The 20911-nt window shown below is 48.3% G+C and carries 17 protein-coding genes; 3 read left to right on the top strand and 14 right to left on the bottom strand.

What is annotated here, in order from left to right; translation table 11 throughout:
• The first annotated feature begins 1 nt into the window (after position 1).
• Positions 2 to 694 (top strand): metallophosphoesterase family protein, encoded by a 693-nt coding sequence (locus tag JMI88_RS27100; RefSeq protein ID WP_201365087.1) that lies wholly within the window; start codon positions 2 to 4, stop codon positions 692 to 694.
• Between the two features lie 193 nt (positions 695 to 887).
• Here JMI88_RS27100 and JMI88_RS27095 read toward each other — a convergent pair whose 3' ends face one another.
• The 13 genes from JMI88_RS27095 to JMI88_RS27035 form a co-directional block, all read right to left on the bottom strand.
• Positions 888 to 2309 (bottom strand): Dyp-type peroxidase, encoded by a 1422-nt coding sequence (locus JMI88_RS27095; protein ID WP_201365086.1) that lies wholly within the window; start codon positions 2307 to 2309, stop codon positions 888 to 890.
• Positions 2310 to 2434: 125 nt separating this feature from the next.
• On the bottom strand, positions 2435 to 3712 hold the full coding sequence (locus tag JMI88_RS27090) for a hypothetical protein (protein WP_201365085.1): 1278 nt from the start codon (positions 3710 to 3712) through the stop codon (positions 2435 to 2437).
• Positions 3713 to 3737: 25 nt separating this feature from the next.
• Positions 3738 to 4166 (bottom strand): ester cyclase, encoded by a 429-nt coding sequence (locus tag JMI88_RS27085; protein ID WP_201365084.1) that lies wholly within the window; start codon positions 4164 to 4166, stop codon positions 3738 to 3740.
• 81 nt (positions 4167 to 4247) lie between these two features.
• Positions 4248 to 4856, bottom strand: coding sequence for a cupin domain-containing protein (locus JMI88_RS27080; RefSeq protein ID WP_201365083.1), 609 nt, complete (start codon positions 4854 to 4856; stop codon positions 4248 to 4250).
• A 140-nt stretch (positions 4857 to 4996) separates the two neighbouring features.
• Positions 4997 to 6382, bottom strand: coding sequence for an FAD-binding protein (locus JMI88_RS27075; protein WP_201365082.1), 1386 nt, complete (start codon positions 6380 to 6382; stop codon positions 4997 to 4999).
• Between the two features lie 58 nt (positions 6383 to 6440).
• Entirely contained in the window at positions 6441 to 8246 is a 1806-nt protein-coding gene (locus tag JMI88_RS27070; protein ID WP_201365081.1) for a peroxidase family protein, read from the bottom strand.
• 488 nt (positions 8247 to 8734) lie between these two features.
• Positions 8735 to 8899 carry a hypothetical protein gene (locus JMI88_RS27065; protein WP_201365080.1) on the bottom strand — a complete coding sequence of 55 codons (165 nt, stop codon included), beginning with the start codon at positions 8897 to 8899 and terminating at the stop codon, positions 8735 to 8737.
• A 192-nt stretch (positions 8900 to 9091) separates the two neighbouring features.
• Positions 9092 to 9475, bottom strand: coding sequence for a methionine-R-sulfoxide reductase (locus JMI88_RS27060; RefSeq protein ID WP_201365079.1), 384 nt, complete (start codon positions 9473 to 9475; stop codon positions 9092 to 9094).
• Positions 9476 to 9621: 146 nt separating this feature from the next.
• Complete coding sequence (locus JMI88_RS27055; RefSeq protein ID WP_201365078.1) at positions 9622 to 10869, bottom strand: MFS transporter; 1248 nt, start codon at positions 10867 to 10869, stop codon at positions 9622 to 9624.
• A 383-nt stretch (positions 10870 to 11252) separates the two neighbouring features.
• Positions 11253 to 12041: a class I SAM-dependent methyltransferase gene (locus JMI88_RS27050; protein WP_201365077.1), complete on the bottom strand. Its 789-nt coding sequence runs from the start codon at positions 12039 to 12041 to the stop codon at positions 11253 to 11255.
• Between the two features lie 166 nt (positions 12042 to 12207).
• A complete protein-coding gene (locus JMI88_RS27045; protein WP_201365076.1) occupies positions 12208 to 12993 on the bottom strand; it encodes a histidine kinase in 786 nt (261 codons plus the stop codon).
• A 237-nt stretch (positions 12994 to 13230) separates the two neighbouring features.
• Positions 13231 to 13569, bottom strand: a complete 339-nt coding sequence (locus JMI88_RS27040) for a cupin domain-containing protein (RefSeq protein ID WP_373323984.1) — start codon at positions 13567 to 13569, stop codon at positions 13231 to 13233.
• Positions 13570 to 13672: 103 nt separating this feature from the next.
• Positions 13673 to 14350 (bottom strand): GntR family transcriptional regulator, encoded by a 678-nt coding sequence (locus JMI88_RS27035; protein WP_201365074.1) that lies wholly within the window; start codon positions 14348 to 14350, stop codon positions 13673 to 13675.
• 131 nt (positions 14351 to 14481) lie between these two features.
• Between JMI88_RS27035 and JMI88_RS27030 the strand changes: the two genes are divergently transcribed.
• Together JMI88_RS27030 and JMI88_RS27025 are read left to right on the top strand one after the other, a co-directional pair.
• Positions 14482 to 15609: a Gfo/Idh/MocA family protein gene (locus JMI88_RS27030; protein WP_201365073.1), complete on the top strand. Its 1128-nt coding sequence runs from the start codon at positions 14482 to 14484 to the stop codon at positions 15607 to 15609.
• Between the two features lie 354 nt (positions 15610 to 15963).
• Entirely contained in the window at positions 15964 to 18939 is a 2976-nt protein-coding gene (locus JMI88_RS27025; protein WP_201365072.1) for a DUF4185 domain-containing protein, read from the top strand.
• A 160-nt stretch (positions 18940 to 19099) separates the two neighbouring features.
• Here the strand turns inward: JMI88_RS27025 and JMI88_RS27020 are convergent, their stop codons facing one another.
• Entirely contained in the window at positions 19100 to 20602 is a 1503-nt protein-coding gene (locus tag JMI88_RS27020; RefSeq protein ID WP_201365071.1) for a glycoside hydrolase family 76 protein, read from the bottom strand.
• Positions 20603 to 20911: the final 309 nt, after the last annotated feature.

Here is a 20911-nt window from a genome sequence, read left to right as displayed (position 1 = left end):
GATGCGCAAGCATATAAACAAAATATTGGCAGCATCAGAACCTCTTGGCAATCTGGAAGAAGTTGAGCGGTTGGTCAAGAAAGTTGCCGAGATGGATGTAGAAGCCATTGCGATTCTCGGAAGCCTGGCTTCTAAAGGCACTACGAATCGGCCCTACAACAAACTCTTCAAGATGCTCGCAGCGGCCCGTTTACCCACGTTTTACATTCCTGGGCCAGAGGACGTGCCCATTGAAGAGTATCTACGGGCAGCGGCAAATATTGAAATTGTCTATCCTTATCTACGAGGGGTGCATGCTACCTTTGCCATGGCTCCCGGCTACATTGTCTTTACTGGAATAGGTGGCACGGTAATAGACGACCCTCATACGATACGTGAAGAGCGAGAAACCCTGCGCTATCCAGGCTGGGAAGTGGAATACCAGCTAAAATTCCTGGGCGAGCTTAAAGACTACCAGAAAGTCTTCCTCTTTACCACATTACCGGAGCACAAGGGTTTCCATGAGCAAGGGAGCGAAGTACTTGCTGAGCTTATCAAAACATATAACCCACGCCTCGTGCTGGTAAGCGGCAAGGAACTAAAGCATGAAATACTAGGAACCTCCTTAGTGGTGATACCAGGAAGCCTGGCCGAGGGGAAATTCTGCGTTATTGATCTTCACCAGCATGCAGTCGAAGCCGGCAGCGTCCGCTAGGGTATCATGATAGAGGAGACTGTTAGCGTGACACTCCTGTCCCTAAAGGGAGACAAGCTTCTGAGAGCAACATCCGTACAGTAGCCTGTCTCCGAAGAAACCACGCCTGAAGCGTGTGGTTGAGGCTGAGCTTGACCCGCTTTTGTGGGTCAAGCTCATGGTAATTACAGCAATTTGGCAACTGTTAGCAATCCTAACGGCCCAGGCTTGCCAGGTAACGAACGGCGTTGATACCAGGCATAAAAAAGTAAGCACCGCCTCGGACAAATATAAACCTTGGGAGACCAACTATCCGCTCCCTTACAGGTTTCGCCTGTATAGTAAACGTCCCTCTATCAGGTGAATGAACACCTAGAATTGGATCAACATCCTCATAAAGACCATCGAAATTCGGGTTGTTAACCCAGGTATGCTGAATGAATTCGAATTGACGGGCAATATTGGCACAGAAGCAAATGAAATAAAGTCCACGATCCTGGTCTTCTCCAACTGACCCATTGTCATCAAACAGATCCTTGGGGTCGATCGGTTGGCCATATTCGCGTCCACGACGCAGGATACGGTGCCGCTTACCTACGGCGATGGATTTTTCGGTACCCGGTTGAGGCTCCAAGGAGTCTCGAGGATTAACACGACGAATATGAGCACCTATAGGACAGTTATAACCGTGGGGATCGGTCTGCTGATAGCCAAAGTCATTGAAGTCCGCCAGTTTCGTATCATCCTCGTCCGGCGCTTTCACAAGTGGAGCACCACTGGGCCATCGCCCAATCATCTTTGATGCAAGCCTGGTACGAGCAGTGGGGTTGCTACTACCATCTCGATTCTTTGTGGCTTGATCGAGAAACGTCCAGAAGCCACGAACATCCTGGCTCAGTTGCCGAAAAACGAGATAGCTGCCGTTCCGACCCAGGTCCATGTTACCAGAGCCACTTACATCGTGGGGAAGTAGACTCCGTGGGTCAGCAATGGATTTAATCAACGGTCTATCTGTATAGAGACCATATTCATTTGGATACCCTAAGAGAAATTCGCCCGTTTGTATTGTATTCATGGGGCTCTCGGACTCAGACAATCCTGTCATTGCAGGCTGCGAGATACCATCATGGAAACCAAAATGCTCTAAGTATCCAAGGTTGACGGTATCCAGTTTCTTTACTTCCACAAGTCCATGGGCTGGGAATGTATTCAAGTACATATTGTACTTATCTAAGAGTTCCTGGTCGTTTCTGGCAAAGAGCATAAGCACCATATCAATGGAATGAGAGGTGAGCCCTCCCCAGACCCAATGCTCTGGAGCGCTTTCTTCCACATCACCCAGGATGCGACTGCGGTGTGGGATAGTCATACCATCAATAAATTCGTTGGAGAACATCGCCAATACTTCTGGTTCTAGACCAAGCTTTTTTAAGCCGGAAGCAGTAAAAGCGATATTAAGAGCATCATTTTCCGGTCTGGTTTGCCCATTGGTGATCGTGTTGACTATCGAACCTAGCCAGGTTTTGGCAGAGCCAGGGTCACTAATTTCAAGCAAAACGTAACAAGCAGCAGTGAGATTGCCATAGCCTCGTATGATAATTCCCTGGATATCTTCAAGGTTGAGTGTATCAGGCATAAGAGTCCTCTCGCTCGTGATAGTTCAGTCCAGGTAGCCCTTTGGATGAGTAAAACCCTGATGTACTCTTTGGCATGCGCATCTTGAAAAGAAGAGTCGATGTAGCTCCGCTGTATATGCTCTCCTCACAAGAGACGGAGCCACTCCTCAGCTTCGGATATACTCATATCACCAAAGAGTCCCGCTCGGATCTTCGCATTGTTCTCAAGGTTGACCGCTGTAAGATTATCGTAAGCTGAGTACCAAACCTGTGTTCGTACTTGATGCCCACGATTATAGTTTTTGAAGCCTTGTTCGTCTCTCGCACCATCCAAAATCAGCCATCTGGTCCTGGGGTAGCCAATGATATTACCGAAAGCTGTATTTAATACCCAGGCAACTTTGTCGATAAAATCATCCATATAGCTTTCAAGACTGCCATCATAGTAGCTGGTGAAGATCACGCGCCGATTATCATTGATCCTTATCAAATGGCCGAAGTGGACAGTCCTTAATCCAGCAAGACTTCCTTTGTTAAAAATGTGGCGGGTGGCGTAATTCGCGAGCCAAAAGTTGACTATAGTAGTGAGTCGCCAGAACCATCCAGACTTGACGTAGCCAACGGTGGCGAACTGGTTTTGTACGATAAAATCCTCGTCACCCTCGAGCGCCTGTATGTGTGTGGGATCAAGCTTGATAGGTAGCACAGGATCGGTGAGCTCATGGAAACGGAGTAGCACCAACCATAGAAGAAAGGCCGGAAAAACAAGAGGGAAGAAGATAAGTAGGAAAAGCGGCACTCCGACCATGTGTAGCGTTTCCTTCAGCCTGAAAAAAAAGCTCGGTGGTGTCGCGGGTTTCCTGGCCCAGCTTAACCTGAGCTCACTGAGCACGAATGACTGGATTGCAGCACGGACTTTCACAGGATCCTGCTTCTCCCAGTCTTGCTGAGAATGGTCCAGGAAGTCTTGAATAGCCTTTCTCAGTTGTGCCTCCTGGCGGATTTGTTGTACAGTCCTGCCAATTGTATTCACATAGAACAAGTTGGTCTTCTCCATGTTGGAGCGAAGGTATGCCAGTCGCTTTCCGGGCGTTACTTCACTATGACAAGGATAACCTTCACAATGGCAATAGATCTTATCAAGTCCCGCGCCCGCTACATCCACGAGTTCTTTCAGATTTCGATCAAGTGGAGCATCGCAGTCAATCATGAACACCAGACTCGGTGCAATGGACAAGCCATCCACATCAATCGATTCATCCAGTACCATGAACCGTGCAAAGTGAGTCTTGGAGAGCTTCCCAAAAGGGATGATCACGTTATTTGCAACAGTATCATTCATGTTTGTAAGCAGTTGCTTGAGATTTTCCGTCTCCCCAGTCTTGATCCTGGTAATTATCGTCAGTGCTATCTGATGCGACATGACGCTCCTTCTCCTCAATAATCACCTATCCGAACTGAGGGAGTTCAACGAGTTGTTTTACGAACAGGAGTGTGTCCATACAGACACGCACTTCCACAATCTTGTTGTTCGCCATATGGAAGATGTTTGTTCCTGGCACTGTCACCACCTTGTGGGTTGCAACTATACCCAGGATTGTGCTCCTATGAGTCCCGCGCCACGTAAAGCGAGCCGAAACCTTGTCATCTTCGGCCAACAAATCCTCAATAGTGAATTGAACATCGGGAAATGCAGCAAAGAAGGTGTTAAAGAAGAGCTTGATGGCGTCCAGGCCACTAATACTTCCACCAGGAATAGCGGGATCATGGAATCTAATATTGGAGTCAAACAACTCGTCTACCACAGCAACGTTATGAACGTTTATGAGTCTTTCAAAGTATTCCTGAGCAAGCGTCTTGCTTTCCTCGGATGACATGAGTTATTCTCCTTTTTAGGATGTGTCGTTCCAGGCGTACGATTATTACAAAGGAACTATCTTATACAAACCAGAGCCAACCTAACGAGAGAGTCGGTCTGGTGTACTAGATGTACTGACCGCGGTGTAAGAAGATTTGTAGCCTAGTGCTTGTCCAATGGCTGCCAACACTCCGAACAATGGTCGTTGGATCCAAATGGGGAGTCCTGCAACATATGCTGAGGGCTGAAGCGCCTGCAACAACACAATAGTTTGCAGTGGATTTTTGGGCAAACCATTTTTTTCTACCTTTCCCTGTTGAGCTAAAGCGTACAACGACTCGAAAAACGCTGCTGAAGCTAAGAGCATGTGGCTATCTGGTTTGTCTAATTGCGTAATCTTCCGCCAATGTAACACATCACTACCTATATTCCACGGATGGATATGTGGAATGTCTTTCGGTAATAGAATCTCATCGCCTGCTTCTGCTGGCAGTTCGGTCTGACCTAGTTTATAATGGGCTGAACCGGCGATGATCTCGGCTCGTTCAGCGAAGTGCGGATGGAAATGGGCGGCTAACCCTTTCTCAGAAGAGGGTTTGACAAAGAATTCGATATCCAGCAGCGTCCCGTCCGTCTCGTGTGCTGTTTTATTGAACACCATCCTCTCACCCGTCACGGGATTCTCAAATGTTTGGCCCGCTGTCGCCATCGTTCACCTCTCTGCTTCTGTTCTCGTTGACTTACCAACCATGTCCTGCACCTTCGTTATGAGATTATTGCCCATCCGGCAGCATCTAGATCTGACCTCGAGCTCCTGGCTCCCACACGTCTCCATTCACTGATGAAGTCTTATAAAGTCCTATCCGATATGGGTTCCTCCACAGTGAAAAGGTTGCTGAAGTAGCCATTGAGCAAGCGGTTTGTTGGATCAAAACGCTTGCGATAGCTCTCGAAAGTAGCGATGCGATCTCCGAATGCATGAGCAACTTGTTCAGAGGTGAGTAAGTTAGTTTGATTAAACAACGGTACGCCTCCAAGGCTACTACACAGCTCATTATAGGCAGTCAGAAATGCTTCCCAGCCTGGGTTTCCAGTAGAAACCGGGTCGAAGGTCATGACCGTCCCTCGAAACGAGTAGGAGAACATTGAACTATCGTCCTGGTTGATGCGATAGCCAACACTGATCATATTGGAGCGATAGCCTGTAGATCGATAGTAATCCTTACAGAATTTAAAGTAGGCCCGCAGGTTATCGATGTAATTCTCTTCCTGGAAGGCCCAAATGCTAAATGTGTATTTGCTGTTTGTTGCCACTGCAGGGTATCTAATTTGTTGAGCGATTGCAAGGGTATTGTTTCCTCGAATGAGCAGGACACAAATGATGAAAATAAGCCGATTAAACAGATTAAACAGGAAATCTCTGATAGGAACAATCGGAACATACTTCGTGACACAATAGGCATAGAATGGCGAAAGCGTGCTCCAGATAAAGTTCCGTATTTTCCATTGCCAGGACGTGAGACTTTGTGGTTTTTTCGTGTCATGATAGCGTCTGAACTCAACCACAACTCTATCCAGAAACGGGTTAAGATACAGCATGATTGAGTTCCCCTGTGTCCTGAGTGTGGGGAGCTGGCTGGCAAACTCATCAAGGGTGTATGACTTATGATACACAGTCATAGCTTGCAAAGGTCGTACTTTGAATGTCACCTCATAAATGATTCCGAACAAACCATAGCTCGATCGGGCTACATGTAAAAGTTCGGGCTGATCTTCTGTGATCTCTAGGAGTTCTCCTGAAGGCGTCACCATCTTAATTACAGAAGCGTAGGAACAGACCTGACCAAACTCACCTGGCATCGATGCATCCTTGGTTCCACCACAGGAGGCACTTCCAATCGTCAGGTTCCCTAGTTCCACATTCACATTAAATTGCAGGTTGTGCTTTTGCAACTCCTGGTTCACGTCAATGTAGAGTGCTCCGGCCTCGGCAGTCACAGAATCGGGCCTGATCTCTATGATCCGATTCATTTTGCGCATATCGACTAGTGTGCCACCCTCAGCTACTCCACAAGGTGTTGTGGAATGATTGGAGCCAACAGCGCGAACTGGACTGGGATACTTCTCATGATTTTGCATAATCTCGATGATATCCTCGACGCTGTCAGGTTGCACTACAACATAGGGTGACGAATCAATGCTACCGAACCAATTGTGTACATGAAGTTGTTTCACTTCGCGCTCCTTCATTTCCGAAAAGTAGCTAACGCTTGACAATATGTACTGGTTGTCTTCAGGATTTCGCATTTGGCCAGGGTGCAAAGGCATTCTTTACGCCTTTAAGCAATGGTGCCAGACCAGGACAATGCCTCAGCAAGACGGTCGTCATATCATTATTGACAATCCAATCCATGCCAGCTTGAGTGTAGACTGTGGGAGTATAATCGGTTGTGAAGAATCGGTCACTATTCAAGCGGCGGGACGCCATGAGGATAAAGATACGAAAGGCCGTATCGCTGAAGCCAAAACCTTTCGGGGGCCTCTCTGCATACAAGCCAACCATGAGGTCGACTTTGTCGATATCGTTGTCGTAGATGCGTTGAAGCTCCTCCGCCCATACCTTGTTGTCAGTCAGTTCATCGAAACTCTTGATAAGTGGGCGATGAACTAGCTTGCGAAACTCATTGTAACGCGGCACACCACGTTCTCGATCGCGCAAAATTTCTATCGTTGCCAGATCGAATATGGTCCCATCCAGATCTGTACGTTGTTGAAGGAAGCGAGGATAATTGTGCAGCGTGATCGCGCCAGGATACGAGGTGCCAAACGAATAAAGAACATCCGTCATACAGATCTGCTCTAAGGTCTCATGAGCCTGTTTGTCCACAACCTCAGCAAAAGTTCGCCTCTGGATAAGTTCGTCATTTACTGCAGAACGGAAGCTGATCTCGTCAGGCAAGAGAGGATGCATGCGATAGACAGAAACAAACTCTTCCGTAATAGCGTAGGGTACCCCAAAGTGGTCTTTAGGAGAGCCTGGAATTCCGCTGATAACCTCACTCTTACTGATGCGCCCAAAGAGTTTATATATTTTTTCCGTCGCTACTCCCCACCAGTTACCATTCATCGAAACTTGTAAAGTAGGATGACTGAGGATCGCAGGAGTCCAATTGATGGTATGGATCTTCGCCATAAGAGCTGCGTTGACGAGTCGGGCATGATCGAACAGGTCGTCGTCAGACCAGGATGGATATTCTGCATGCAGGCGGTCACAGATCGCATTGTGTTCTAGCGTGAAGAGTGTGTGCAACAAAGCCAGGCCAACCCACCAGTTGCCATTGACGCCGGTTATATCGATGCCAGTGGCCGCATCAACAGGAAGTAAGTTATCCCCACCAAGTATCAGTTTGCCATTTTTTCCTGATCGCACGCTGGTCTGGGTCGCTTCATCGCTTCCATAAATCTGAGAACCATCCCACCAGTGCGTCACGGCGTTAAGATAGGTGGGAGGTAAGCCATCAGGGCCTTGCGCCCGTGTTGGATCGCTCTTCGTGCGCAGGATCGTCATAGGATGTTCCGGCCAGGGATCATTATCAGCCAGAGGCACTTTCCATGGGTTCTCTTTCTGGTTTTTGCCATGGCTAAACCAGTCGTGGATCATGAACTGAATCCACGCAGCCGCAAGTAGGTTGAGTGTCGTTGCAGGTTGAAAGGTGTCGCGAGCGAGTAATTCGAGGCTAACGATACGAGGATTAGGCGTGAGGATGGCACTATCCGTATCAGGATACGCATCCTGAAGTGGGACGTTCCTCCCGAACCGTGTTCCGGCACTGCCCATTGTAGGTATATCCAGATCGTTATAGGTTCCATCCGCCGTGCGTGCAACCAGATAGCGTGCGTTCTCTCCACCTGATGAAGATTTGCCTGAGCCTGTCGACTTCACTCCAGAGGTATCATACAAGTTCTGCTTCCTCAAGATGATACGCATCGCGATTAGCATCACAAGTCCGAGAAGGAGTGGCATCCTATACCAACCAACCGATTGATCAAGTGCTTGAACTATTCGCGTATACAGCCGCAAGAGTACTGTTTTAATCATGTATCGAATCCTTCAATATAAGAGGTCGCTTACGAAGACAAAATAACGGATCAATCTCCCCTTCAACCAATCCCTTCCTCAGAGACACCTATAGCTCTTTTTTATTGGATTGATACTTGTTATTCTCCTTTCGCAGTCAATGCACCATAATTACTTTTAAAACATCATGCACTGCAAACACATCACTCCGCATGAAAATTTGTGTTCAGAAGAAACACCCTTGGAAAAGTGATCATAAACCATTGATCGGCAATCAGAACATTTACTACAGAAAGTTGTGTGTGAGTGTCACTATATAAGACTCTAGCAAAGAGGTTTTTTTAATGCAGATTTGTTATTTTTGTTACGTATGCGGAAATATGTGGCAATATTTGCATAAAGATATGATATACCACATTACATGGGAATTTGAAATGATTCCAGAGACCTACTCCAAGGGGTATTTGACTCTACAATAATGCGCTTTGAAAATGAAACATAGATGTTCCTTAGAATGGCCGACTTCCATTGACCTGGATATCTATCCATCCTGGTGCAATCCAGAGAGAGGTGGAAGGTGAAGTGTGTATCTCTTCTATCGTACCAATGGTGCCATTCGCTATGTGTAAACGTACTGGTTGGCTACTCTCAACCAACCGTCCTTCAAGCCACATGGAAACAAAACCTTTCGCGTGCATTCTCGTTTAGATAGAGAGAAACGTGGAAGAATCTCTATCAAGATAGAGGATGCAGTTCTCATGGTGACGCAGAATAGCCGCCGGACACGCCATTGCGAGTGATATGATAGGGATCTTAAGCGAGCAGCCCGGCTAGATTGCCGGGCTGCTCGCTTTCTTATTGAACCATTATTCGTGCAACGTGGGAGGAAGTTCTTTACCTTTAGGGATAAAGCGAATTGACAGGGAGTTGACACAATGGCGTGTATTCTTAGCCGTCAGGCGCTCACCGGTGAAGACATGTCCCAGGTGACCACCACAGTTAGCGCACAAAATCTCTGTTCGCCTGCCATCAGCGTCCATCTCGCGGCGTACCGCATCCGGATAATTCTCATCAAAGGCTGGCCAGCCACAGCCACTATTGAACTTGCTCTCCGAAGAAAAGAGGGGAGCGTTACAACGCCGACAGATAAAGGTGCCGTCGGCAAAAAACTCATCATACTCGTTTCTAAAAGGAGCCTCAGTCCCCTTATGCAAAATTACCCGCTCTTCTTGCGGTGTCAACTTGTTCATATTTATTTTTCCTCTACCGGTTTATAATTGTAGCCCTAAAAAGACAACTCTAACTCATAGTAATGTATATAACAATTCACCGTCAAGTTCGTGTTCCCAGAAACCTGAGCTTTCCTCAAGAAATTCCTTTCTTTCATTACTTTTGCTCACCGGGCAACTTCCTGCTCAACGTGTGCCGACTCGCCTTGCCGCGGATCCTGTTGTGCTTGAGGCTTCGCTATCCAGGCACAGAAAACACACAGCACGGCCAGAAACGCCAAAACAATTCCTCCGCCGTTCATTTGCAACGCAAGCCCTGGTAGAACAGACCAGAGGATGCCCAGCAACAATGGACCGAAAACCGATCCGAGACGCGCACTCAGATTAGAAAGCGCGCTAGCTGCGCCCATGGTCTCCCGGTGACCCACACTCATCAACAAAGCTTGATTGGGGCCGTTAAAGAGACCCATACCCACACCGATGAGCATCAGACGCCAGGTACAATCAAGTACAGAAGTAGGATGCGACAGCACCAGTAAGAGCAGTACTAAACCGACTAGAAGGAGACCGGTACCGATTAGCGTCAATGGCCGTGCACCATAGCGGTCCGCCAGATAGCCTGCCAGAAATCCTATCAGCCCCATGCCAAGTGGCATGCACAAGAGCAACACACCCGCCACAGAAGGCGTAAAGTGCTGCACGCTGCTCAGATCAAACGGAAAGAGGTAGTAGAGACCTCCAGCAATAGTCGTGCTGCTGAGAAATCCAAGCAGCCCCCAAAGAAATGACGGGCGCCGCAGCAACGCTCCCATATGCTGAAATCCATTCCGCGATCCCGAGTGACGATCCCCCATGGTTACTCCACGCAGGCTCCAGAACCCCAGCAGAGCCGCCAGCAAACAAATTGGTACGTTGACAAAGAAAATAACTGGCCAGTTCCAGTGAGAGAGGAGCAAGCCACCAATACCCGGACCAGTGACTCCGCCCAGAGGAGCCAGGGAACCAATCAGGCCAACTGCTCGTCCACGTTCTGTCGGCGGAACCATCGCCGCAGCCACAGCAAAACCCTGCGTCGCAATCACTGCACCCAAACCGCCCTGGATTACACGACCCGCCAGGAGGATCAGGAAATTCGGCGCCAGGCCACAGATGAGACTCCCCAGCCCAAAGCCCAGCACAGCCACCAGGAAGGTTGGCAAAACCCGAAAACGCCCGATAAGATCCCCAGCCGGCAAGATGAGCAAGGTCATAGGGATTGCATAACTCAAGGTGATCGACGAAGCCAGGCTATCCGAGAGCTGAAAATGGTGGGCCATCACCGGCAGCGCCAGCGCGACAATAGTCGCATCCAGCGCTGAGAGAAAAAGTGAGAGGCCAACTGCTATGACTGCCAGCCATCTATATTGATATGGCATCGATGCACCTCCTTCTGCCGTCTTTTCGGCACACTACAGAACTCACCCCCCGCCGGATACTAGAGGTCCGCGACCGCAGGAATGATCTCGTGACCAATCACTTCCAGGGCTTTGATTTTATAGACCTGTGGGACTACCCCAAACACGGTCTGATATCTTAGATCCTAGCCTATTATGTAGGCAATCTATCCAACGAATTAATTTGGATATACAGATAATACAATAAATTAATAAGGTGAGTCAAGCTCATGATCCTGGCACAGACACTTTCCAGGTTTCTTAACTCGAAGGAATAATCCAGTGGTAGATCATTGCTTGCAAGGACGGAGGAAGCTATCTGCTCCATCAACACAACCCCTCTGCACCTCCGTCCAACAACTTCTTTAGTGGCCTCCTGGGAAACCCCACACAATACGTGCCGTGACCTGGAATGTGATCGTGCCATCGCTATAGGATTTCAGCAAGATCTTTTTTGCTTCCTGATCAAAAGCCGTAGCCTGTGCCTGCCCCATACGTTCCCGAGAAAAGCCTGCCCGTGAGTGAAAGGATTCGATAAAGTCGTCGAGAGATTGGACAAATGTAATTGGCCTGGTTGTACACTCACCGACTTTTTGAAAGAGGCTTTGCTGCTGCGTGTCATCTGGCTGTCCTTGATATCTATCCGTTCTGTAACGCGGAAGGATCTCACCCAGAGGTGACCAGGGATCAGGGATCGTGTGGGTTGCCACGATAGCCAGATAGCCATCTTTCATCAGGATCTCATGAAAACGTGGCATGACGATCCCCCAATCCATCCAGTGCAAACTCTCACCTGCTGTCACCAGCGCATACGGTGGATCAAGCGTCGCATCCTCTACGCGCCCGTAGAGCCAGCGCAAATGAGGGTGGTCTCCATTGGGAAGGCGTTTGCCTTGCTCGATCATCTGCTGCGAAAAGTCTACTGCATCAATCCGATCAACTCGCTCGACGAGGTGACGAGCAATATTGCCAGTGCCACAGCCGACATCAAGGACATGGCTGGGTTCACCAGGTCGAATGAGTCCAGCCAGAAGAGCAAAGGTTTCAGACGGATAAGGAGCACGAAAATGATAGGCTTGTACCACGCTCTCGCCTTGAAATGCCTGTGCATATCCTCGGTACTCAGATGCGATGTTTTTAGCTTCTTGAGTCATCTGTAGATTAAACTCCTTTATACAATTTTGGATGGTATTTAACCGGCTGATTACGATTATAGATATTAATAAAAAAAATGTTTATTATACAGCTATATCTTTTATTTCTCTTTTTGACTCTATCCATTTCGAAGGAAGATCCAATAATTAATCAAGTCAAATGGCATTATTCGGCACTTGCTTCTGACGCTAAGGGTAGTGCAATAATCATACTTTCTGCTTGTTCCTGTCCTTGTTCAGTCCAAAGACGTCCTCCATGTTTTTGCAGGATGTCATAGCATAATGCTATGCAAACGTCCTGATCTCTTTGGTCGAGTGTCTGCGACCACGTTTCAAACATCTTCCCTTCGGCAATCGGTATGCGTTTGACTGGGCGTTTTGTGACACGGATACTTATTTGTACTTCATGAAGATGATACGCAGGCTCGTCGCGACACTCCAGAGAGATAGTGGCTGGTTCGGAGCCATCATGAAAGGCTAGATTATGCGTAAACAAATGTTCTAATACAACTTCGATCCAAAGAGGATCACATACAATAAAGTATGGCTGTTCAGGCACATGAACCTGGATTTCTTGATCACAGAAAAGGGGAAAAAGTCGGTCAATGATTTTCTGTACTAAGCCGGTAACATCGAGTTTCAACATGGTTGAACAAAATCTTTCATCAGCCGGATGAAGCGTTAATACACGAATTTGTGTGAGAAAGTCATTGAGTTGCGCCTCCTTCTGCGTAATGATGCGCAAATAATCCTCCCATTTTTCACGACTCTGTGCCCAGGCCTTCTGTTCTAGCGGTTGTTCTGATGTCCATATTGCTCGTTGTAGACGATTTGTATATCCGACAATGATAGCAAGTTCATTGCCCACCACATGATGGATGATTTCCAGCAAAGAGTAGTGGCCCAAATTTGCCTTGAAGATCTTGCACGTGTTGGCATTGAGCTCTGGCATAACCTTTTTCCTCCGTCGAATTTGCATCCGGATTACTGAGGCCCGGATGCAAATGTGTGTTTTGATGGTGACAATGTTCCTTTCCCTATTTGTTGTTGGCCTGGATATTCCCTTGTTTTGACTACGAAATCAGAGAGAGGTTGGTGACAAAGTGTCCAGTATCTGATTGCACGGTTCTCCCGCACTTGGATGTTATTGACGAACTTACCAGAAACTATACCACGGCTGTAATCAGCATCAGCTCGCTTCATCACCTTCAAGGGTATCGGTCTGGCGGTCGGGAGATGAGAAAGAGATCACCGCTACCAACGATTCGGCACTGGTACACCTGGCCCAATGTGGTACTCCACGCGGAATACAAATCACGCTGCCTGGCGTCAGATGGAAGATTTCATCTCCTAGCTTATGATCACACTCACCGGAGACGACATAGAGCAGTTCTTCGCAGTTGGGGTGTTTATGCAAGGCATTGCGTTTGCCCGGATAAATCGTGACGACTCCCATTGTTTGTTCCGCTCCAGGCATTTGTTTCGCTCCTACTAACCAGGAGAGGTGTCCCCAACTCAAATGTTGCATAGGTTCATCTATTATCTTTCTGACCTTATCGTGTGTATTCAATGATAATCCTCCTTATAATTCATATTGACCAATGATAATAGCTATCCCAGAGCCGAAAGTTCTAGGCTTCTGTTGCTGACATCTGAGAGATTACAGCGCGGCGAACTCCATCAATATGCTCCTCTATCAGCCGGGCCGCCAGGTCTCCATCGCGTGCTTCTAATGCAGCAAGAATGCGAGGACGTTCCAGAGCAGTACGTGCAACCACGTCAGGGTCACGATTCGCGCTCAAGCGCACGATTTGAATCTGACATTTCAAGCGATTAAGAGACTCTATCAAGATCTCGTTTTCACTGGCTTGTGCGATAGCTTCATGAAAACGTTGATCAGCGTTACTGTAGCCAATCAAGTCACTACGTTCCAGCGCTGCCTGGGCCTCATCGAGAATCAGGTGTAGCTCTGCCAATCCTTCTTCTGAAAGTTTGGATACCGCCAGCCGCGTAGCCAATCCTTCGAGTGCCTGGCGAACCACATAGAGATCATTTACTTGCCCGGCGCTGAACGTACGGACAAAGTTCCCGCGATAAGGGTGTCGCTCAACAATGCCTGCCTCAACAAGCGTCGCGATTGCCTCTCGTAAAGGTGTTCGACTCACGGCCATATCTTTTGCGAGCTTACGTTCATCGAGTTGTGTTCCAGGTGACAATGCACCTGACTCGATCAGTTCACGGACTCGATCGTGGATTCTCTGAGTGAGAGATTGATGTTCCAGTTTATTGGTCAATGCTGCTCTCTCCAATGCAAATACCTCTTCCCACTGACTTTGATATATTGTATATTGTATACCATTCATATTTCATTTTAGCAACCATCACCAGAAAAGTCCCAGGAATTTGATACACAGAAGTTCCAGAAGGAAAGGAATTGTTGATGCAATCTGAAACGAAGCACTCGATGGATAAGAAAGTCGAGAGGTATGTAAAGTATAATTTTGAGTATGAGCGTAAGTTACGTGTCTGCTTCATTGGAGCTGGCGGCCACTCCTTTCGGAATGTCTACCCGACCTTTCAGTATGCTCCCGTAGACCTGGTTGCTATCGCTGACATTCAAGGTGAGCGCGCGGAGGCATATGCACGCCAGTTTGGAGCACGCTCTTACTATACTGATTATCGCCAGATGCTCGACCATGAACGGCCAGATGCCGTGTTCATTGTGACCTCTTATCATCCTGATGGTCGGGTGCAGGCAACGGATATTGCCCTGGACGCCCTCGCACATGGCTCGCACGTCTGGATGGAAAAGCCTACGGCCGCCAGCACAGCCGAAATCCGTCAGCTGATGGAGGCCAGCAAGGTGCATCAACGTTACGTGATGACAGGCTTAAAGAAGATTTTCACTCCAGGCATGGAGAAGGTGAAACAGCTTATTTCTACGCTCGATTTTGGACGTATCTCCTCGTGTTACTTGCGTTATCCACAAGCGATGCCAGCCTTCGAGCAACGTCAGGATCTGAGACAGCTTACGGGCCTGCTGGATCATATTTATCATCCGGGAGCTGTGTTAGGCTACTTGATGGGAAAGGTCCATCGCCTCTCCTATGAGTGGGAACCTCATAACGGCGGGAGCATCACGACACTGCGTTTTCACTCCGGGGCTGTGGGAACGTTGCACATGTGCGCAGGCATATCGGCGAGTAGTCCACTAGAATACCTGGAAATCGTAGGCGAAAAGGCGAATATCGTGGTACAAAATGGCTTGAAGATAACATACTACCGCAAAGCGAGCGGCCTGGGGTATGGTCGCTCAGCCTCGTATCTCGTAGATGAAAAAGAGGCCCCACTATACTGGGAGCCAGAGTTCTCTTTGGGCCAGCTATACAATAAAAATCTGTTTTATCTGGGCTATGTCCCGGAAGTGCTGCATTTCTGTGAAAGCGTGCTGGCAGGTCGTGCTCCAGAGAAAGGCACGCTGGAGCAGTCGCTAGAAATTATGAAGCTATTTGAAGCTTATCGCAATACACCCGCAGGCGAAATGGCGATTGTGGATCCTGACGTATGAGTTTTGCTCTCTGGAAAAGCTATTGGGACCATAAATACAGATTGACCCCAATAGCTTTCCAGGCCGATATACCTGCCACTACGAGCCTCTGCATATTTCTCTTATTAAGAAATCCTTTTCATGAAATTCTGACATCTATGCACCTCTTTGAAGGACAATTAGCGAATATAGGTGCCCACTTAACAGAAAAAGAGCTCGTTTCTTTGTGATAATTCGCTTCACACCTCTATTGACAAATCCAATAATGATCAGGTACTATTTTTACTATATTTATTTGAAAACGTTTTCAAAGTTTATGAGAACGTTTTGCACGGATATATAGGAAAACGTTTTCAATAAGCAGGGAGGCTTTCATTGATTAAACGTCTTACAAGTATCTTTTTGACTGCCATGCTCGTCGTCATGGTAAGCATCCCCTTCATGCGTTCCTCTTCAGCACATGCTGCGACCACGTCTTCACGAAACGCATCTCTTGCCACCACCCCCCGGCAAGCCTATGCCACCCAAAATCTGGTGCAAGATAGTGGTTTCGAGCAGCAGACCACGGGGACGGTCTCGGCTCCCTGGAATGTGGAAGGTCCAGGAAGCCAGGGGATTGATCTGAACGCAGGCTTTGCCCATTCCGGCCTGAACAACGCGTGGATACGTACTTCCGATAGCAACTGGCACGCTATTATCCAGGCTGTTCCAGTACAGCCAAACACGAATTACACGCTCACGGGCTGGATACAAAACAGCTTTGCGCAAAACGTGGGATACTTCGGCGTTCGTAAAGCTGATGGTGTGACGGTCCTCCAGGAGATGTCATTCGGTACGTTGCCTTTTTATACGCAGCAGATCGTGAACTTTAATTCCGGTCCAAACACAACCGTCACTGTCTATGGAGGATTCTGGGGGCAGGGGACAGATTATTGGGCACGGTTCGACGACATCTCGCTGCGGGTCGCGACCCTGGCGCCACAAAGCACCTTCTTTGCAACCGCACAAGAAGAATCCTACTCTACCTATCAGACACCATCTGATGGTGATTTATGGCCCTCGTGTTGGGCTGACGACAACAATCTGTACGCAGCCAATGGTGATGGCACTGCATTCTCAGGAGGCACCACCAATCGTTTTGATATGGCCGTGAGTCGTATCAGCGGAACGCCACCGAACCTGACAGGTACGACGCTCGCCACGAACGTCGGAACCAATTGGAGCGGACCAGCATACTACCTCAAACCAACGGGCATGCTTTGCGTCAATAACACGATCTACCTTGCATTCCAGAATATACAGCGAGATCACTTTAATTCAGTCCCCGCGGCATCGATTGCGAAATCGGTCGACCATGGGGCTACCTGGACCTGGGATGCCAATGCTCCGATGTTCCCGAATAGCGCCTTTACCACGATCTTTTTCCTTGATTATGGCAAGAACTACGCGAATTCCATCGATGGATATGTGTACGCTTATGGCTTTGATAGCAACTGGCGTGACCAGCAGTCGCTCTACCTGGGTCGTGTTCCCAGTGCCAGCGTACAAACGCGCTCAAGCTGGCAATTCTATACCGGTACCGATGGCAGTGGGAATCCAACCTGGTCCAGCGACATTAACGCCAAGGTTCCAGTATTAGAAGATGATCGCCAAATGTATCCGCAGACATTTGGCAACTTCTGCTGTACCAATGGACACCCCTTCGGTCAGGGTGGCGTCACCTACGATGCTCCATTGCACCGCTATATCTTCAGCTCATGGAGCTATGCAACCCACGAATTCTATGAGTCGCCCAATCCCTGGGGACCATGGAGCCTGTTTATGTCGAAAGACTTTGGTCCCATTCAATTGACCCAGAATCGCGGACAATACGGCACCAGTATCCCTTCTAAATTCATCAGCGCGGACGGTAAATCGATGTATTTGCAGAGCAATGTCTGCTGTAGCGGCGATTCTTACAACTTCGACTTGCGTAAGATGTATGTTCAGCCGTATACATCCACGACGCCCGCAAATGCCAGAAGTGATACGAACAACCTGGCTCAGACTGGCAATGGCACAACTGCCATCAGTAAGAGTACGCATTTTGGCTCGCTGAGTGGAGCAAACTTCACGGATTCACTGAACAACGGCAACCTTTCGGAGAACGAAGACGACTATGATCAGGCGGCCAAGACGCAAGATTGGTGGGGCTATACCTGGAATCAGGCCTATAACCTGAATAAGGTCGTCTATACGACTGGCAATATGTTTAGCGATGGCGGCTGGTATAGCAATGGTCTAACCGTCCAGGTGCGCCAGAATTTCCAGTGGGTGAACGTCTCTGGATTGCATGTCACGCCGAGCTATCCCTACAGCAATGCAGCCGGAGCCAATACCAACTATGTGTTCACATTCAACGACACATGGGGCGATGGCGTACGTATTATCGGGACGCCAGGCGGCAGTTCGTACTTCACTTCAATTGCTGAGCTTTCCGCTTACTACACCACGAAACAATACCCCATGCGCGGCTTCAGCCAGTTCGGCACAAATAGATATCAGATGCGTAACGATGGGTCAATCTGGTTCTATCAGGGGTCCACCTGGCAGGAACTGGATAACAATGTGCGAACTTCCGCGATGGCTACAGATGGCTCTGGCAATCTCTACCAGTTGCGTAACGATGGGTCGATCTGGTTCTACCAGGGCACTCCGTTCAGTTGGCAGGAGGTCGATAACAACCCGGCTGCTACGGCGATTGCTGTCGATGGGAAAGGCCATCTCTACCAATTGCATAACGATGGTACGGTCTGGCTCTATCAGGGCATTCCGATGACTGGCTGGCAGGAACTGGATAAATGGCCTGGCAATATTGGGCTGGCAACTGATGGTCTGGGAGGACTGTACCTGCTGCATACCGATGGATCGATCTGGAAGTATCAGGGCACTCCCTATACCTGGCAAGAGCTCGATAACAACCCGCTTACCATCTCTATTGAAGCTGATGGCAAGGGCAACCTGTATCAACTGCATAACGATGGCACACTCTGGCTCTACCAGGGCACTCCGATGACTGGCTGGCAGGAACTGGATAGCTGGAGTGGCAACATTGCCTTTGCGGTCGATAACGTGGGGGGACTGTACCTGTTGCATACCGATGGGACGATCTACAAGTATCTGGGTACCCCGAATAACTGGCAACAGGTCGATAACAATCCTGCGGCCGTTGCTATTGCCGCCGATGGCAATGGAGATCTCTACCAGTTGCATAACGATGGGTCAATCTGGCTCTATCAAGGTACGCCCATCACCGGCTGGCAGCGCATCGATAACAATCCTGCTTCTGTTGTCCTCTCGGGAGCTTACTAGTTAGATGTTTATAGCTAGCAGGTTCATCACCTGCTCTCGGGGGTAGTAAGGTAAGGAGTGAGCGTGGATGCCACAGGCACTCACACTCACTCCTTCTTTCTAGTAACACAACCACTATTGCTAATGCCTAAACGGTTCATCAAAAGGGGCGATCTACCATTTACTGCGCGACTACCGTCAATTCATCCAGATTGAGCCAGTTCTTGCTCCCTAGTGAACTATTGTAGATGACCGAGATGGTATTGCTTCCCGCGTTCAGGTTTACATTATAAACCGTCACTGTACTATACGAACTCCAACTGCCTGTGCCTGGGAACGAGAGATTGTTCACAACACCTTTACCATTGGCATAGATATAGCGAGAAGCGTTACCCGCGCCTCCAGCGTAGCGCAGAATCAGACGATAGGCTCCCGAAGTAGGAACTGACACCGAGAAATCAACCCATTGTCCATCTTTATTCCAGCCAGCTACATATCCTGTACCATGATAACCACTGTAGATTGCTTCTGTAGATAAACTGTGCAATGTTCCGTTCTCTGCCTGGTAAGCAGTAATATTGTCTACCGGCACGTCCTGTAGAATTGCTACTGCTGAGCCTGCGGCATGCGTCTCAATGGTCCCACTAGGAGCCTCGGTCGTCCAGTTGGTGTTGATAAGATTATCAGGGCTACGGCGGTTACTCCAGGCAACTGTAGCGTTCTTCTGCAAAAAGCTGAGATATTGACTCTGGTGATAGGTGGTAGCCAGTTCCGCCACATAGCGGGCATAAATTCCCTTGAACCCACCACCGTCGCCTGTTCCTTCATCTTGAAGGATACCATTCTGCGTGACTGCCGTCATTGATGTATTCGCAGCGTTTTCCGCATCGGTCAAGTATGAGGAAGTGTTGGTATCATGATAGAGGGCATCGGCCGCGCCGATGAACGTTCCGTAATTGTAGGTAAATTGCCAGGTATGCAAAGTCCCCGAATCATAATCGTCGTATACAGTACCAGAACCATTCGTCAGTGTGCTCTTCACCCAGGAATAGATCGCTTCCGCCTTGCTAAGATAGCTGTTATCAGGCAGGTCTACCGCGAGTTTTGCAGCCGTTATCGCAGCCGGAGCATTTGTTGCAACATTTTTCTGTGTGGGATTGGTGCGTGTCCACCAGATACCGCCTCCATAGGTGCTCGTATCCCAGTAGGCATAAATAGAATCAAAGAGCCGCTTTGCACAGTTTTCATAGCGGCTTTCCCCTGTAATCTCATAAGCGCGAATACTGGCTTTAGCCCACCAGCCAATATCGTCGTTATAATTATTGCTCAGGGTAAAAGAGTTAGACGTATTACAAGCAGTTGACATATCGGAATTGCGAGCCATGAAGCCATCGTACACATCGTCAATCATTTGCCGATAGGTAGCACTGTTGGTACGCTGATACGCATCCATGACAATGTCCCAGCTAATGGCCTCCTTCCAAAAGTCATTGTATTTGCTATGGCTGGTGTCATAGTAAAAATATTTGGCGTTGGAGTCGTAAAAGGTGTTGACATAAGTTTGCATAGCGGTATCGGCGTCCGACGATGTAAAAGCATGAGCAGGAAGTGTAGTGATGCCGAAAACCAATGTGAAGAGGAAGGAGAAGGAAGAAAGCGCGAAAAGCCAACGCATCTTGAGCATAACATTGCCTCCTTGCAACAAAAAGCATGAATGAGAAAGAAGGGAGAAGACGACTTTAGCTGCAGTCATCATGAGGAGATGACAGGGGGTCCACGCGTATGAGCAACAATATGCTGCAGCTTGCGGTTTGTTGTAGGTTGCACCAAAGAGCCTCCTTGCTCTAAATGACCCACAGAGAATAAAAAAACCAGGTTGCCCATCTATTATGACAACGTTGTCTCATTGAAAAACAATATAACATATATGGCATTTAATAGCAATGCTATACAATTAGCTATTAAAGTGAAGATAGCGCAAAATCTCTTCAAG

The organism is Dictyobacter formicarum (assembly GCF_016587435.1).
Note: the sequence above shows the minus strand (reverse complement) of the source record. Positions and strands in the feature narration are given on the sequence as shown.

Bases quoted from the DNA above. Each gene is read 5' to 3' on its own strand.
- JMI88_RS27100 (WP_201365087.1), top strand. From the start codon at position 2: ATGCGCAAGCATATAAACAAAATATTGGCAGCATCAGAACCTCTTGGC.
- JMI88_RS27095 (WP_201365086.1), bottom strand. From the start codon at position 2,309: ATGCCTGATACACTCAACCTTGAAGATATCCAGGGAATTATCATACGA.
- JMI88_RS27090 (WP_201365085.1), bottom strand. From the start codon at position 3,712: ATGTCGCATCAGATAGCACTGACGATAATTACCAGGATCAAGACTGGG.
- JMI88_RS27085 (WP_201365084.1), bottom strand. From the start codon at position 4,166: ATGTCATCCGAGGAAAGCAAGACGCTTGCTCAGGAATACTTTGAAAGA.
- JMI88_RS27080 (WP_201365083.1), bottom strand. From the start codon at position 4,856: ATGGCGACAGCGGGCCAAACATTTGAGAATCCCGTGACGGGTGAGAGG.
- JMI88_RS27070 (WP_201365081.1), bottom strand. From the start codon at position 8,246: ATGATTAAAACAGTACTCTTGCGGCTGTATACGCGAATAGTTCAAGCA.
- JMI88_RS27065 (WP_201365080.1), bottom strand. From the start codon at position 8,899: ATGTGGCTTGAAGGACGGTTGGTTGAGAGTAGCCAACCAGTACGTTTA.
- JMI88_RS27060 (WP_201365079.1), bottom strand. From the start codon at position 9,475: ATGAACAAGTTGACACCGCAAGAAGAGCGGGTAATTTTGCATAAGGGG.
- JMI88_RS27055 (WP_201365078.1), bottom strand. From the start codon at position 10,869: ATGCCATATCAATATAGATGGCTGGCAGTCATAGCAGTTGGCCTCTCA.
- JMI88_RS27050 (WP_201365077.1), bottom strand. From the start codon at position 12,041: ATGACTCAAGAAGCTAAAAACATCGCATCTGAGTACCGAGGATATGCA.
- JMI88_RS27045 (WP_201365076.1), bottom strand. From the start codon at position 12,993: ATGCCAGAGCTCAATGCCAACACGTGCAAGATCTTCAAGGCAAATTTG.
- JMI88_RS27040 (WP_373323984.1), bottom strand. From the start codon at position 13,569: ATGCAACATTTGAGTTGGGGACACCTCTCCTGGTTAGTAGGAGCGAAA.
- JMI88_RS27030 (WP_201365073.1), top strand. From the start codon at position 14,482: ATGCAATCTGAAACGAAGCACTCGATGGATAAGAAAGTCGAGAGGTAT.
- JMI88_RS27020 (WP_201365071.1), bottom strand. From the start codon at position 20,602: ATGCTCAAGATGCGTTGGCTTTTCGCGCTTTCTTCCTTCTCCTTCCTC.